This is a genomic window from Janthinobacterium rivuli (genome assembly GCF_029690045.1).
GTDB lineage: Bacteria > Pseudomonadota > Gammaproteobacteria > Burkholderiales > Burkholderiaceae_D > Janthinobacterium > Janthinobacterium rivuli.
Genome location: NZ_CP121464.1, coordinates 2,697,450 through 2,711,938, shown reverse-complemented (window position 1 = coordinate 2,711,938; position 14,489 = coordinate 2,697,450). Strand labels below are relative to the sequence as shown.

Here is a 14,489-nt window from a genome sequence, read left to right as displayed (position 1 = left end):
TGGCGCGCACTTTCATGAGGGATTTTATGAGCACACCAACGACAAAACCAGCACCGGGCCCGGAATTCTGGGAACGCGCCGACCAGGTCATCGCCCTGGCCAATGAGCAATGCATGCACAGCGGAGGCAATGAAGTGGCCACCTCGCTGCTGTACGCAGCTGCCCGCTTCAACGCCTTCCTCGTCGCCAGCAAGAGCAACGACGTGGCCAAGATGCAGGAAGAAAAGGAAGGCGCCGTGGCCTTCTTCACGGAACAGTACAAGCGCATGCTGACCGACAACTTCAACGACTACATCACCAACTTCGACAAGTACACGCAACCGTCGTCGGCCCCCAAGGGTTGATGACGGCGGCCAGCCTGGATGGCCACCGCGCCCGCGCCAGCCACGCCAACAGCGTGCTGGACGGCACGGTGCGCTTTGCGCCGTTGCCATCGCTATGGCTGGCGGCCATGCTGGCCGGCGCCGTGTCTGGCGCCCTGTGCTTCTTCAGCTGGACGGGCGTGGCGCTGTTTATCGTCAGCACGGCCATCGTCCTGCTGTTCGGCCACTCGCTGGGCAGCCACCGCAAGCTGATCCACGACAGCTTTGAATGCCCAAAATGGCTGGAATACCTGCTCGTGTACCTGGGCGTACTGGTGGGCCTGAGCGGCCCGCTGGCCTTGCTGCGCCAGCACGAACTGCGCGACTATGCGCAGCGCCTGCCCGCTTGCCACCCCTATCTGCGCCACGGCGCCGGCTTCTGGCGCGATGCCTGGTGGCAATTGTTCTGCCGCCTCGATCTCGACCACCCGCCGCACATCGCCATCGAAGCGCGCATCGCGCACGACCGCTTTTACCGCTTTCTGGAAAGAAGCTGGATGCTGCAGCAACTGCCGTGGGCCGTGCTGTTCTACGTCTGGGGTGGCTGGGGCCTGGTTTGCTGGGGCGTCTGCGCGCGGGTCAGCGCCGGCGTGCTCGGCCACTGGCTGATCGGCTACTTCGCCCACAACCATGGACAGATGCATTTTTACGTCGACGGCGCCGCCGTGCAAGGCCGCAATATCCGCCTGACGTCGCTGCTGACCATGGGCGAATGCTGGCACAACAACCATCACGCGTATCCGGGCTCAGCCAGGCTGGGCCTGCTGCCGGGCGAATGGGACCCGGGCTGGTGGATGCTGCTGCTGTTGCGGCGCCTGGGCCTCGTGTCCGCCCTGCGCCTGCCGCAAGACCTGGCGCCGCGGCCGGAACTGCGCGAAACGACTGTCCGCAGATAGTTGTTGACCAATCGTTCACCAATGCCTATAGTGGTGGCAGACACGGGGCATCCCGCCCCGCCGCACACTTTGCACCGCTACCATGGCCAGACCGCGCAACTTTGACGAAGCCACCGTGACCAGCCAGGCCGCCGCTGTCTTTGGCAGCCTGGGCTACAACGCCGCGTCGATCGATGACCTGGTCAAGGCGACGGGTTTGCTGCGTGGCAGCCTGTACAAGGCTTTCGGCTCCAAGCGCCATCTGTTTGAGCGCGTGCTGACACAAGCACTGCAGCCTGGCTGGCCGGCGCGGGAAGAAGCCGTCGATTTGCTGATCATCGCCCTGAAGGAACTGGCGCCCTCTGACGCCGCGATCACGGCGCTGTGCCGTGCAGCCGTGCTGGACACAGGCGCCGATACGTCCCGCCTGCTGGGCGAACGCCTGTTAAGCCATCTGGATCAACCACCGAAGGAGACACCATGCCCAGCCTCGAATTGAACGACGATGCACTGACCATCCGCCTGGCCCTGTGGGAAAAGCTGGCATCCTTCCACGGCAACCTGTGCATTCCCCTGCGGCATGTGCGTGGCGCCACCGACGATGACGGTTTCCGTGGCGCGGCCTTGGGCTTGCGCGCACCGGGCACCAACCTGCCGGGAGTCATTTCGGCGGGTACTTACCACAAAGGCGGTGACCGCCAGTTCGTCTTCATGACGCGCGGCATGCAGCCACTGGTCATCGAATTGCAAGGCGAAAAATGGGCACGCCTGGTACTGGGCGTGCCTGATGCGCGCGCCATGGCGGCACGCATCAATGCGCTGGCCACGGCGCCAGCCTGACGCATCAGCCTGGCTCGCCAGCCAGGTAATTGTTCTTCACGCGCACGTAGTGCTCCGCTGAATAGCGCAGGTAGACGATCTCCGCTTCAGTGAGCGCGCGCACCTTGGCGGCCGGGCGGCCCACGTACAGATGGCCGCTTTCCAGCACCTTGCCCGGCGACACGAGGCTGCCCGCGCCCAGCATCACGTGCTTTTCCACCACCACGTCATCCATGACGATGCTGCCCATGCCGATCAGGCACTCGTCGCCAATCGTGCAGCCGTGCAAGATCACGGAGTGGCCGATGGTCACGTACTTGCCGATGGTCAAGGGAGAACCATCGGGCTTGGCCGCATTCTTGTGCGACACATGGCCCATGGAAAAATCCTGGATATTGCTGCCTTCGCCGATGACGATGCGGTTGACGTCGCCGCGCAGCACGCTGTTGCACCAGATCGAGCAGTCGTCGCCGATCTGCACATCGCCAATCACTTGCGCCGTGTCATGCAGGTAGACGCGCTCGCCCAGGACGGGACGGGTATTCAGGTAGGAACTGACAGGCATCGCTTTCTCGCTTTTCATTAATTAGTAAATATTCACACCCAGCCGGCGGCCAGCGCAAAAATCGCCAGGCCATGCGCCAGGGACGCGCCCAGCAAGCCGGCACGGCAATATACCAGTCCCGCCACCACGCCTTCGATCACGGTGAAGACGAGGATGGGCGCGCCCACCTGCGTGACGGTGGTGGCAAGAAACGCGTGGCACAGGCCGAACAGCAGGCCCGACACGAGCGCCGCGCGCCAGGCCGGCAGCCAGGCGCGCAATTGCTGCTGCAGCAAGCCGCGAAACAGCAATTCCTCATAACAGTTGGCCGCCAGCGCAAAACCCAGCAGCAAGGGCAGCGCGGATGGCGCGACGGTCGGCAGGGACGGCAAGCCAAACAGCGCTTTCAAGCCCGTCGCCAGCGCGACGATCAGGCAAGCGCCCGCCACGCCCAGCAGCACGGACAGGGCCGGGCGCATGCCCAGCCAGTGGATCTGGCGACGCGCCTCGCTTTCCAGCCAGCAGGTGGAGACCACCAGCCCCAGCGACATGGCGCCCAGCGCCAGCAAGACCAGCGGCGGCGCCGTGAAGCGCAAGCCGCCCGCCGCCACTTGCCAGTAGCCGTGCGCCGTCATCGCATCGCGCGCCAGCACGAAAAACAGGATGTGCACGAGCACGCGCAGCAGCGGCACCGAATGTGGCACAGTACGTGGAGTTGCCAACAGCAAGGCGGCGCAGACGAGGAAGGCGGGCGTGATTGCCAGCAGATACTGCGCCAGGGAAGTCAGGTCGGCCATCGCTCACATCGGGAAAAGGACGGTGCCAACGGGCACGGGCGCAGCAATTGTATGCGGCGGCGGGCAACATGAGCAACCTGTCTTGCTATGCCGCCTTGCGCCAGCCATGCATCAGCCCATGCGCCGCCAGTCCCGCCGCCAGCCCCCACAGGGCGCCGCCCACGCCCAGCAGGGTCACGTTCGCGGCCGTCGCCAGGAAAGTAATCAGGGCCGTTTCGCGCATGCGCACGTCCGCCATCGCCTGCGCCAGGCTATTGCCGATGGCGCCCAGCAAGGCCAGGCCCGCCAGCGCCGTGATGAAGGGGCGCGGCAAGACCATGAACAGGCTGGCCAGGGTGACGCCGAAGATACCCACGAGGATGTACAGCACGCCGCAAGCCAGGCCCGCGACATAGCGCTTCGACGGGTCCGCATGGGCATCCTTGCCCGTGCAAATGGCGGCCGTGATGGCGGCCACGTTGAACGCATGCGCGCCGAACGGCGCCATGAGCAGCGAGCCGAGTCCCGTCACCGTCAGAATGGGATTGGCGCTGACCTGGTAGCCGTCATTGCGCAGCACCAGCATGCCGGGCATGTATTGCCCAGTCAATGTGATCAGGAACAGGGGCAGCGCCACGCCCAGCAGGGACGCCACGGAAAAGCGCGGCATCTCGAACACGGGCGCGGCCAGGGCCAGTGCTATGCCTTGCGCATCGATGCGCCCCTGCGCCAGCAGCAGGGCCAGGCCGATCAGCATGATGCCGACCACGGCAAAGCGTGCCGTAAAGCGGCGCAGCACGGCGTACGACAACAGCAACACCACCACCAGCACGGGATCGGCGCTGGCGCCGCCGAACGCGTTCACGCCGAACTGCAGCAGGATGCCGGCCAGCAGACCGGCCGCGATGCCACCGGGGATCAGCCGCACGAGGCGTTCGAAGGCGCCGGACATGCCCAGCAGAATGAAGGCAATGGCGGAAATGATATAGGCGCCGATCACCTCGGCATACGGCGTGTGCGGCATCACGGTGGCAAGGAAGGCTACACCGGGCGTGGACCAGGCCGTGATGATGGGCGCGCGGTAGCGGTAGCTGAGCCAGATGCCCGTCACGCCCACGCCGATGCTCAGCGACCAGACCCAGGACGCCGTCTGCGCGGCGCTCAGCTGGGCCAGCTGGGCCGCTTGGAACACCAGCACGAAGGTGCCGCCATAGTTGACGAGGACGGAAATGAAGGCGGCCATGGTGGGGGACGCCAGGTCGCGCCAGCGCGCCCGGTCGGCCATGGCGGCGCTTGTTGTGGTGGTTGTCATGTATATGCCTCTGCCATTGAAAGCGAGCATATTAATGGTCACATGGACTGCCCAAGCAGGCCATTTTAAGCGCATGCGACAGACCACTTTGACGACATTAACCGAGCGCGCGGGCCAGGCGGACGATGCCGCTGTCGATCTCGTGCGGGGTCAAGGCCGCAAAGCCCAGCAGCCAGCCGCCGCGCGCCGGCGGCGTCGCGTACAAGCGGCTCAGGCCCGGCAGCGCGATGCCCGCCTGCGCCGCCAGGCGTATCGTGTCCAGCTCGTCCCTGCCCTCGTGCAGCAGACACGGCATCTGCAAGCCGCCCGGCGGCAGCTGCGCCGTGACGACGTGCGGCAAGTGCCGCTGCACGGCCTGCGCCATCGCATCGCGGCGCACGGCGTAGACCTTGCGCATGGCGCGCACATGGGCCGCGAAATGGCCATCGGCGATGAAACGGGCCAGTGTCATTTGATCGAGTTGCGGCGTGTGGCCATCGAGGATGCTGCGCGCATGGATCATCGGTTTCACCAGCGTCGGCGGCAGCACCATGTAGCCGATGCGCAGTCCCGGATACAGCGACTTGGCGAAAGTGCCCAGGTAAATCGTGCGCTGCTGCGTGTCGAGCCCTTGCACGCACGCTGTCGGCAAACCTGCGTAATGAAACTGGCTGTCGTAATCGTCCTCGATGATCCAGCCCTGGCGCTCGGCCGCCCAGGCGGTCAGGGCCAGGCGGCGTTCGAGCGCCAGGGTGGCGCCCGTCGGGTATTGATGCGACGGCGTCACATACACCGTGTTGGCGCCGCTGCGGTCCGCCCGCAGGTGGTCGATGGACAAGCCATCCGCATCGACGGGCACGGGCACGACGCGCAGCTGCGCCATCTCGAACGCCTTGCGCGCGCCGAAATAGCCGGGGTCTTCCATCAATATCGGGCCATGCGCATCGGCCAGCACTTGCGCGCACAGATACAGGGCCTGGCGCGTGCTGCTCAGCACCAGCACCTGGCTGGCCGTGGCCCGCGCGCCCCGCTCCAGATTCACATAGTCGGCGATGGCCTGGCGCAAAGCCTCGGCGCCTTGCGGGTCGCCGTGCAGCAGTATGCCGGCACGGTGTTCGCCGGCCGCCTGGCGCCGCAAGCGCTCCCACACGTCAAGCGGAAAGGCCCGCGTTTCCGGCAAACCCGTGGCAAAAGCTTTGACGGTCTGCTGGTCGGCCACGCCGCCGCTGGCGATAATCTGTGCGCCGCGCGCGCTGAGGGCCACCGGCTGCGCGGACATGGGCGCCAGCCCCTGCGAATGCTTGCCCAGCAGGCTCGCGCCTATCGTCGGCGAGACAAAACTGCCCGATCCCGCCTGGCGCTCGATATAACCGTCCAGGCGCAGCTGCGCATACGCCATTTCCACCGTATCGCGCGACACGCCCAGCGATTGCGCCAGCACGCGCGTGGCCGGCAGGCGCAGGCCCGGAGCCAGCACGCCATCGAGTATCAACTGGCGCAGCGCGCGCTGCACGCGCACGCGCAAGTCGAGCGCCGCCAGTTCCGGCGCGGCGATGCGCATTTTCAGGGTATCGAGTTCGAACTGCGGCGTCATGTGGCCTTGGCGCGGACGGCATCCACGGCCGCCCTGCTGCTGGCCAGCGAAAAACCGTGCTGCTGCAGCACCGCCACCAGCTGTTCGCCGGCACAGCCCAAACGCAGGTTTTCCGCCACCCAGTCCTGCCATGCCGCGCCGATCTCCGGCATCGGTTCATCTTCCAGCGTGAGACCGAGTATGCATGTGGCCAGCAAGCCGTTGATGCGCTTCGTGTCGATCAGGTGCTGCACCACCGCATGGCCCGACTGCGGATACGGGTGCAAGGTGCAGCGGCCGAACGCAGCCAGGCGCTGCGCGTGCATGGCGTCGAGGTTGACCGATTCGCTGGCGCTGGCGCCAAGGTTAGCTACATCCGGTCGGGCCGCGTCGGGCCGCGTGCCGAACACCAGATGCAGCTGCATGGCGTCCGTCGCCCTGGCGCGGCACAGGGCCGCCAGGTCGTAGTAGCCGGACGCCGGCGGGTCTTGCGCCAGCGACTCCATCACGGGCAGCCAGCGCAGCTCATGGTACAAGCGCGCCTGCTGCACCTCGAGGAAGGACAACGGCCCGAAGGCGACGATTTGCTGCACGTCCAGCAGCAAGCCATACATGACGGCCCCATACGCGCCCATGGACTGGCCGACGGTCGTGACCTGGCTCGGTGCGATGCGGCGCACAAGCTCGCGCAGGGCTTGCGCCGTCTCGTCGACGTGGTTGCCCAGGCCCGCGATGCGGCGGTGGTACCAGGCATTGCCCGAATCGCGCACGAGAATTTTATTCAGATGCTGGCCGCTGGCCTGTTCCAGTTTTCTCAGGCGCCCGTAAAAATCGAAGGCGGGACGCGTGGTCCACGAAACGAAGCCGAAGGCGATCACCAGCGGCGCGCCGGGCACGATACGGTCGACCAGCACATCGTCGGCAGTGGTGGCGACGAGTCGATTATCCAGCGCTTGCGCTTGCAGCATCGGCCCGGCTCCCCGATCAAAGTTAAAACAATAGAAAGCATGAGTTTAATGCCAGGACTGGCAAAATGGAAACAATCACCGCTGCCGTGTGCTGAACGGTGCGAAAAACCTGCTAGTCTGCAGGCATTCCCCCTCACAGGAGCATCCCATGCCGCAGCGCCTGAAATACCTTGCTTTTGCCGCCGCCATCGCCATGGCCGGCGGTTGCGCCGCCACCAGCGACAGAGCCAAGCCGAACGCCAGCCTGACGAATACCTACTGGAAGCTCACGCAGCTCGATGGGACTCCCGTGGCGATGGCGCCGCAGCAGGAGCGCGAAGTGCGCATTACCCTCACCGACGATGGCAAGGTCACCGGTTTCACTGGCTGCAACCGCGTCATGGGCGGCTATACCGTGGCCGGCAGGACCCTGCGCTTCACCCAGCTGGCTGGCACGCGCATGGCCTGCCCGCCGCCGTTGATGCAGCTGGAAAGCGCCGTGCTGGCCAATTTGAACAGCGTGACGGGCTACCAGCTCGAGGGCGAGAAGCTGATCCTGCTCAAAGATGGCGCGCCCGTGGCCAGGTTTGAATCGGTCTACCTGTGAAATAAAAATCGCCTGCCGTTACAATGGCTTCCAGCCCATCATCTGGAAGGAAGCCATGTCCGCACTGCCCTCGCCGTCTTCATCCCCGACACCATCGGCCGCCGGCCGCTATCGCGCTTTTCTGTTCGACATGGACGGCACCGTCATCAATTCCATCGCCGCCGCCGAACGCATCTGGGGCACTTGGGCGCAGCGCCAGGGCCTCGATGTGGCGGCGTTCCTGCCCACCATCCACGGCGCGCGCTCGGTCGACACCATCGCCAAACTGCGCTTGCCCGGCGTCGACGCGCAGCGCGAGTCGCAGGGCATCACGGATGCGGAAATCATCGATGTGGAAGGGATTATTGAAATCGCGGGCGCGCTGCGCTTTTTGGAATCGCTGCCGCCCGCGCAATGGGCCATCGTCACCTCGGCGCCGAGGGCACTGGCCACTGCCCGCCTGAAGGCGGCCGGCATGCCGATACCGGCCATCATGGTGACGGCGGAAGACGTCAAGGCCGGCAAACCAAAACCCGATTGCTATCTGCTGGCCGCTGAAAAACTGGGCGTGGCGCCAGCCGACTGCCTGGTGTTCGAAGATGCGTCGGTCGGCATTGAGGCGGGCGAAGCGGCTGGCGCGAAAGTCATCGTCGTCACCGCCACGCACGCGCACCCGCTGGCCACGCGCCACCCTGCCATCGCCAGCTACGAGCGCATCGTGGCAACCGTCGATGCCGACGGTTTTATTGTCCTGGCCGAGACGGCTGCAGCACGCGCGACAAGATAGCCTGCTCCAGCGCGGCGAAAGCCGCATGGCCGCGCTGTCGCGGGCGCGGCAAGTCCACCGGCACGTCCATGGTGATCTGGCCATCCTCGATCAGCAGCACCCGGTCGGCCAGGGCCACGGCTTCGGCCACGTCGTGCGTCACTAGCACGGCCGTGAAACCGCGCGCCAGCCATAGCGACTCGATCAGCTGCTGCATCTCGATGCGCGTCAGGGCGTCGAGCGCGCCCAGGGGTTCGTCGAGCAGCAGCAGTTGTGGTTCGTGCACGAGGGCGCGTGCCAGCGCCACGCGCTGCTTCTGCCCGCCCGACAGGGCCGACGGCCAGTCGTCCGCCCGTTCGGCCAGGCCCACCGTCCACAGCGAAGCGGCCGCCGCACCGACGGAGCGGGGTAGCCCCAGGGCCACGTTGTCGAGCACCGTCTTCCACGGCAGCAAACGCGATTCCTGGAACATAATGCGGATGTCGGGCGCGCCCACGCCGCTGCCGATGGCGATGCTACCGTCATCGACGCTTTCCAGCCCCGCGATCGAGCGCAGCAAGGTGCTCTTGCCGCAGCCGCTGCGCCCGACGATGGCGACAAATTCTCCCGCTTCCAGCTGCAGGTCGACGTTTTTCAACACCGGACGTTCGCCATAGGCCTTGCTCAATTGCGTCAGTTCCAAAGGCACGCCGCGGCGCGCCAGGGGAGTTTGCGGGGCTGCCTTGGCCTGCGGCGGCGCGCTGGCCGGGTCGTACTGCACGAAGTGCGACAAAAAATCCGTTTCGATCTGGATGGGGGCAAGCAGCATGGTAGTTTCTTTCCTCATTTCGTCACTATCGGTAAGCGGGATTCCAGCGCAGGCAGTGGCGTTCCAGCCGGCGCGAGAACAGATCGGCCAGCTTGCCCAGCAAGGCGTACAGCAAAATCCCCACCAGCACCACGTCCGTTTGCAGGAATTCGCGGGCATTCATGGTCATGTAGCCGATGCCGGCCTGCGCCGAGATGGTTTCGGCGACGATCAGCAGCACCCACACGAGGCCCAGCGAAAAGCGCACGCCGACCAGAATGGACGGCATGGCGGCCGGCAGGATCACGTCGCGGTACAAGGGCCAGCCGGACAAGCCATAGCTTTTCGCCATTTCGATCAAGCCCTGATCGGCCGAACGGATGCCGTGGAAGGTGTTCAGGTAGACGGGAAAGAACACGCCGACGGCCAGCAGAAACAGCTTGGCCGTTTCATCGATGCCGAACCACAGGATCACCAGCGGGATCAGGGCCAGGGCCGGGATGTTGCGCACCATTTGCAGGGTCGTGTCGAGCAGGGTTTCCGCGTGGCGGAAGCTGCCCGTCAATAAGCCCAGCAGCAAGCCCAGTCCCGCGCCGATGGCGAAACCGACCGTGGCGCGCCACAAGCTTGTTTTCAGGTGCAGCCACAATTCGCCCGACACGGCCAGGTGCCAGAAGGCTTTCGCCACGGCCCACGGCTCGGGCAGGATGCGGCTCGACAGCCAGCCCCACTGCGCCGCCAGCTGCCAGGCCAGCAGCAGCGCCACGGGCAAGGCCCACGGCGCCAGCGAATCACGCCACGGCGCGCCGCCTGCCCGTCGTATGGAGCCGGCCGCCATCTCAGGCCGCCTTTTTCTGCGGTGCGGCAGGCAAGATATTGCTCGCCATGACTTCGCCGAAGGGGCCGCTCAAGGACTGCTCACCCACGGCCTTGCCCTTGCCCAGCAAGGGGAACACCAGTTCGGCGAAGCGGTACGATTCTTCCAGGTGCGGGTAGCCCGAGAAAATGAAGGTGTCGATACCCAGGTCCGCGTACTCCTGCATGCGCGCCACCACCGTCGGGCCGTCGCCGACAAGGGCCGTGCCCGCGCCGCCGCGCACCAGGCCCACGCCGGCCCACAGATTCGGCGACACTTCGAGCTTGTCGCGCCGTCCGCCATGCAGGGCCGCCATGCGCTGCTGGCCCACGGAATCCATCTTGCCGAAGGCCGCCTGTGCCTTGGCGATGATGTCGTCGTCCAGATGGCTGATCAGTTCATCGGCCGCGCGCCAGGCCGCCTCGTTCGTTTCGCGCACGATCACGTGCAATCGGATGCCAAACCGCACTGTGCGGCCTTTTTTTGCCGCGCGCGCGCGGATGTCGGCGATTTTCTCGGCGACGGCGGCAGGCGGCTCGCCCCACGTCAGGTACACGTCCATCTGTTCGGCCGCCAGTTCATGCGCGGGCTCCGACGAGCCGCCGAAATACAGCGGTGGATACGGCTTCTGCACGGGCGGATACAGGGTTTTCGCGCCCTTTACCTGGATATGCTTGCCCTCGAAATCGTAGCCGGCCGCGCCGCCCTCGCCCGCCAGCGTGGCGCGCCACACCTTGATGAATTCATCGGAGATTTCATAGCGCTTGGCGTGGTCGGCAAACAGGCCGTCCGCTTCCAGCTCGCCCTGGTCGCCGCCCGTGACGACGTTGATCAAGAGGCGTCCGTTCGACAGGCGGTCAAACGTGGACGCCATGCGCACGGCCAGGCCGGGCGTGGACAGGCCGGGGCGGATGGCGACGAGGAATTTGAGCTTTTGCGTCACGCTGATCAGCGACGAGGCCACCACCCAAGCATCTTCGCAGGAGCGGCCCGTCGGCAGCAGCACGCCGTCGTAGCCGAGCGTGTCGGCGGCCACGGCCACCTGGCACAAATAATCGGCATCGACGGTACGCGCGCCTTGCGACGTGCCCAGGTAGCGGCTGTCGCCGTGGGTAGGGATGAACCAGAATATATTCAATGACATGGCGTTCTCTATCTCTCTTTGTTTATTTGGTGGCGACTTGCTTGACGGGCAGCAGCGCGTCCTTGACAACGATCGGTTTCGGAATCAGCTTCAGGCTGGAAAACGCATCGGCCACCCTTTGCTGCGACGCGATGACGTCGACCGACACGGGTTTCACGCCATACGCATAGCGCGAGGCGGCCAGCGCCACGACATCCTTGCCCAGCCCCGTCTGTGCCGACAGGATCGTCGCCACTTCCTCCGGGTTGTTGCGGCCCCAGTCGTCGACCTTGGCCACTTCATCGAGCACGATGCGCAGGATCTCGGGATGCTTTTCCGCATACGTGCGCGAAGCCAGATAAAACTGATAATTCGCCACCAGGCCCTTGCCATCGGCCAGCACGCGCGCGCCCAGCTGCTTTTCAGCGGCCGCCAGGAATGGATCCCAGATGGCCCACGCATCCACGCTGCCCCGTTCAAAAGCGGCGCGCGCATCGGCGGGCGGCAGGAACACGGGCTGGATGTCGGCGTACGCGACGCCGGCCTTTTCCAGCGCTTTCAATAACAGGTAGTGCACGTTCGAGCCTTTGTTCAGCGCGATTTTCTTGCCCTTCAAGTCGGCGAGGGTGCGCAGGCCTGAACCCTTGGGCACGACGATGGCTTCGCTGGCCGGTGACGCCGGCTCATTGCCGACATACACCAGATTGGCGCCGGCCGCCTGGGCGAAGATCGGCGGCGCCTCGCCCACGGTGCCGAAATCGATGCTACCCACGTTCAAGCCTTCCAGCAGCACGGGGCCGGCCGGGAATTCCGTCCATTTCACGCCCACGCCCTGCTCGGCCAGGCGTTTTTCCAGCGTGCCGCGCCCTTTCAGCAGGGTCAGGGTGCCGTATTTCTGGTAGCCAATGCGAACCTGCACCTGCACCTGGACCTCCCCTTTGGCTTGCGCCTGCGCCGCGACCGGCATGCCGGCCGCCATCACGCCGGCGGCGGCGGCAAACAGCAGGCCCAAAGTGGTACGGCGCGAAAGTCGTTGTGCGTGGCGGTGTGTCATGGAAGTTCCTTGGTCGGTGAATAATCAGGCGGCTTGATACTGAGGGGCGTAAGGCTGCTCTTGCAGCGAACGCACGGGGTGCGAGACCTCGGCTGGCGCGGGCGGACGGCGGCCCTGCAGCACGAACAGGCCCGTGGACAGTTCCTCGATGCCGGCCTGCACGCGTGCGGCAATCGGCGCATCCAGGCTCAGTCCCCGCTCTTCGTGCCACGCCAGCTGCTGTGCATTGGCATAGATGCTCGTGAAGACTTGCTTGGCGCCCAGCGCATGCAGCACGGGACGCAACGCATAGTCGAGCGCCAGGGTGTGGGCATGACCGCCGCCCGTGGCCAGCGGCAGCACCAGCTTGCCGGCCAGGCCATCTTGCGGCAGCAAGTCGAGGAAGGCTTTCAGCAGCCCTGTATACGACGCCTTGTAGATGGGTGTGGCGATCACGATGGCGTCGGCATCGGCCACGGCGCGCACGGCGCGGGCAATCGCCGCATCGTCGTAGTCGGCCAGCAGCAAGGCACGCGCCGGCAAGTCGCGCACATGCAGCTTGGCGTAGCTGTGGCCTTGCAGCGCCAGCTGTTCGCCGATATGCAGCAGCAGGCGGCTGGAACTCGATGGGAGTTGCGGGCTACCGCCCAATAACAAGATGCTCATGTGATGCCCGTCCCTGTAGGTTGTCGAAAGTGGCGTTGCTCGGATGCTTGCAGCCTATCGCCATCAGCCGCCCGGCAAAACGAATGCTTTCGCGCTTCGATATGCGTTTTTTGACTATCCGGGCCTGACGCCCCGCAAGCGAAGGCGCCGCTCCCCGCCTGGCTTTTTCCGCATATCCATGCGCGGTTTTCTTCGTGTACGGCGTGTGCCTGGCGGTGCAATATCGGCGTCATCGTCTTTCTGGAATGTCACCCATGTCTAGCGTTTTTCTCCATGCCGCCCGTCCCCAGCCGCCTGTGCCGGAACCCCTGCAGGACGCCATCCGCATCGCCACCTCGCTGTCCGCGCGCCTGGCCGAAACGGCCAATGCCCGCGACCAGGCCGGCGGCCATGCGGCGCAGGAGCGTGAATGGCTGCGCGATTCAGGCTTGCTCACCTTGTCGATCCCCGTGGAATTCGGCGGCCAGGGTGCGTCGTGGCCCCTCGTCTACCAGGTGATCCGCATCCTGGCGCGGGCCGACAGCGCGCTGGCGCACGTCTTCGGCTTCCACCATTTGCAGCTGGCCGGTTTGCAGCTGTATGGCAGCGCGCAGCAGCAGCGCCGCCTGCTCACCCTGACCGTCGACGAGCGCCTGTTCTGGGGCAATGCCTTGAACCCGCTCGACAAACGGGTCACGGCCACCGACAGCGACGACGGCTATATCCTCGACGGCATCAAGAGTTTTTCTTCCGGTTCCGTGGGGTCCGACTGGCTGACCGTCTCCGCCTGGCATGCGCCCACGCAGACGGCGCTGATCGCCGCCTTGCCCACGCGCCAGGATGGCATCACCGTGCAGGCGGACTGGGACGCCTTCGGCCAGCGCCAGACGGACAGCGGCAACGTGCATTTCCAAGGTGTCGCCCTGCCGCGGGAGCTGGTGCTGCAGGCGCCCGCGCAGGCCGCCACGCCGCAAGCGACCGTGCGCTCGCAGATCGCGCAGCTGATCATGGCCAATCTGTATTTGGGCATCGCCGAAGGCGCGTTCGAGGCGGCGCGCCAGTACACGGACGAGCAGGCGAAAGCGTGGTTTGCCTCGGGCGTGGCCAGGGCAACGGACGACCCATTGGTGCAGCACCGCTACGGCCAGCTGTGGCTCTTGCTGCGCCCCGCGCAAGTGCTGGCCGACTTGGCGGCGCAGGAACTGGAAAAGGTGTTCCGCAAGGGGGCGCTGGTGACGGCGCGCGAACGGGGCTTGCTGGCCGTGGCCGTGGCCGAAGCCAAATGCCTGGCGCACAAGGCGGGACTGGACATCAGCAGCCAGATGTTCGAACTGACGGGCGCCCGTTCCACCTCGGCCCAGTATGGCTACGACCGCTACTGGCGCAACGTGCGCGTGCATACCCTGCACGACCCCATCGACTACAAGCTGCGCGACCTGGGACGCTTTGCCTTGACCGGCACGGTGCCCGAGCCGACCGCGTATTCATAATTTACCCACCAAGGAG

The 14,489-nt window shown here is 65.5% G+C and carries 17 protein-coding genes; 7 read left to right on the top strand and 10 right to left on the bottom strand.

Annotation, left to right across the window (positions count from 1 at the left end):
- The first annotated feature begins 26 nt into the window (after positions 1 to 26).
- The 4 genes from P9875_RS12460 to P9875_RS12445 all read left to right on the top strand — a co-directional run bounded on the left by P9875_RS12460 (position 27) and on the right by P9875_RS12445 (position 2,077).
- Entirely contained in the window at positions 27 to 344 is a 318-nt protein-coding gene (locus P9875_RS12460; protein ID WP_034782889.1) for a DUF3144 domain-containing protein, read from the top strand.
- Positions 344 to 1,258, top strand: coding sequence for an acyl-CoA desaturase (locus P9875_RS12455; RefSeq protein ID WP_278318549.1), 915 nt, complete (start codon positions 344 to 346; stop codon positions 1,256 to 1,258). The genes P9875_RS12460 and P9875_RS12455 overlap by 1 nt, the downstream gene beginning before the upstream one ends.
- Before the next feature lie 82 nt (positions 1,259 to 1,340).
- Positions 1,341 to 1,736 (top strand): helix-turn-helix domain-containing protein, encoded by a 396-nt coding sequence (locus P9875_RS12450; protein WP_099379638.1) that lies wholly within the window; start codon positions 1,341 to 1,343, stop codon positions 1,734 to 1,736.
- On the top strand, positions 1,718 to 2,077 hold the full coding sequence (locus P9875_RS12445) for a hypothetical protein (RefSeq protein ID WP_099379639.1): 360 nt from the start codon (positions 1,718 to 1,720) through the stop codon (positions 2,075 to 2,077). Before P9875_RS12450 ends, P9875_RS12445 begins: the two co-directional genes overlap by 19 nt.
- 4 nt (positions 2,078 to 2,081) lie before the next feature.
- Here P9875_RS12445 and P9875_RS12440 read toward each other — a convergent pair whose 3' ends face one another.
- The 5 genes from P9875_RS12440 to P9875_RS12420 form a co-directional block, all read right to left on the bottom strand.
- Positions 2,082 to 2,621: a gamma carbonic anhydrase family protein gene (locus tag P9875_RS12440; protein WP_278318548.1), complete on the bottom strand. Its 540-nt coding sequence runs from the start codon at positions 2,619 to 2,621 to the stop codon at positions 2,082 to 2,084.
- Positions 2,622 to 2,653: 32 nt separating this feature from the next.
- Positions 2,654 to 3,397 carry a CPBP family intramembrane glutamic endopeptidase gene (locus tag P9875_RS12435; RefSeq protein ID WP_278318547.1) on the bottom strand — a complete coding sequence of 248 codons (744 nt, stop codon included), beginning with the start codon at positions 3,395 to 3,397 and terminating at the stop codon, positions 2,654 to 2,656.
- An 85-nt stretch (positions 3,398 to 3,482) separates the two neighbouring features.
- Positions 3,483 to 4,661: a benzoate/H(+) symporter BenE family transporter gene (locus P9875_RS12430; protein WP_423221851.1), complete on the bottom strand. Its 1,179-nt coding sequence runs from the start codon at positions 4,659 to 4,661 to the stop codon at positions 3,483 to 3,485.
- A 124-nt stretch (positions 4,662 to 4,785) separates the two neighbouring features.
- Entirely contained in the window at positions 4,786 to 6,261 is a 1,476-nt protein-coding gene (locus tag P9875_RS12425) for a PLP-dependent aminotransferase family protein (RefSeq protein ID WP_278318545.1), read from the bottom strand.
- Positions 6,258 to 7,208, bottom strand: a complete 951-nt coding sequence (locus tag P9875_RS12420) for a hypothetical protein (protein ID WP_278318544.1) — start codon at positions 7,206 to 7,208, stop codon at positions 6,258 to 6,260. The genes P9875_RS12425 and P9875_RS12420 overlap by 4 nt, the downstream gene beginning before the upstream one ends.
- A gap of 148 nt (positions 7,209 to 7,356) precedes the next feature.
- On the opposite strand from P9875_RS12420, the gene P9875_RS12415 reads away from it, so the two are divergent.
- Positions 7,357 to 7,794, top strand: a complete 438-nt coding sequence (locus tag P9875_RS12415; RefSeq protein ID WP_278318543.1) for an META domain-containing protein — start codon at positions 7,357 to 7,359, stop codon at positions 7,792 to 7,794.
- Positions 7,795 to 7,849: 55 nt separating this feature from the next.
- Positions 7,850 to 8,560, top strand: coding sequence for an HAD-IA family hydrolase (locus tag P9875_RS12410; RefSeq protein WP_278318542.1), 711 nt, complete (start codon positions 7,850 to 7,852; stop codon positions 8,558 to 8,560).
- Here the strand turns inward: P9875_RS12410 and P9875_RS12405 are convergent.
- Genes P9875_RS12405 through ssuE form a run of 5 tightly spaced genes read right to left on the bottom strand, consistent with a single transcriptional unit; the run spans position 8,517 to position 13,004 of the window.
- Positions 8,517 to 9,347 carry an ATP-binding cassette domain-containing protein gene (locus tag P9875_RS12405; RefSeq protein WP_278318541.1) on the bottom strand — a complete coding sequence of 277 codons (831 nt, stop codon included), beginning with the start codon at positions 9,345 to 9,347 and terminating at the stop codon, positions 8,517 to 8,519. The genes P9875_RS12410 and P9875_RS12405 overlap by 44 nt on opposite strands.
- Positions 9,348 to 9,372: 25 nt before the next feature.
- The gene (ssuC, locus tag P9875_RS12400; RefSeq protein ID WP_278318540.1) at positions 9,373 to 10,164 is read right to left on the bottom strand and encodes an aliphatic sulfonate ABC transporter permease SsuC; all 792 of its coding nucleotides are present in this window, start codon (positions 10,162 to 10,164) and stop codon (positions 9,373 to 9,375) included.
- A gap of 1 nt (position 10,165) precedes the next feature.
- Entirely contained in the window at positions 10,166 to 11,326 is a 1,161-nt protein-coding gene (gene ssuD, locus P9875_RS12395) for an FMNH2-dependent alkanesulfonate monooxygenase (protein WP_278318539.1), read from the bottom strand.
- Positions 11,327 to 11,348: 22 nt separating this feature from the next.
- Complete coding sequence (locus P9875_RS12390) at positions 11,349 to 12,359, bottom strand: sulfonate ABC transporter substrate-binding protein (protein ID WP_423221837.1); 1,011 nt, start codon at positions 12,357 to 12,359, stop codon at positions 11,349 to 11,351.
- 24 nt (positions 12,360 to 12,383) lie between these two features.
- Positions 12,384 to 13,004, bottom strand: a complete 621-nt coding sequence (ssuE, locus tag P9875_RS12385; RefSeq protein ID WP_278318538.1) for an NADPH-dependent FMN reductase — start codon at positions 13,002 to 13,004, stop codon at positions 12,384 to 12,386.
- A gap of 254 nt (positions 13,005 to 13,258) precedes the next feature.
- Between ssuE and P9875_RS12380 the strand changes: the two genes are divergently transcribed.
- Positions 13,259 to 14,473, top strand: a complete 1,215-nt coding sequence (locus tag P9875_RS12380; protein WP_278318537.1) for an acyl-CoA dehydrogenase family protein — start codon at positions 13,259 to 13,261, stop codon at positions 14,471 to 14,473.
- Positions 14,474 to 14,489 lie beyond the last annotated feature (16 nt).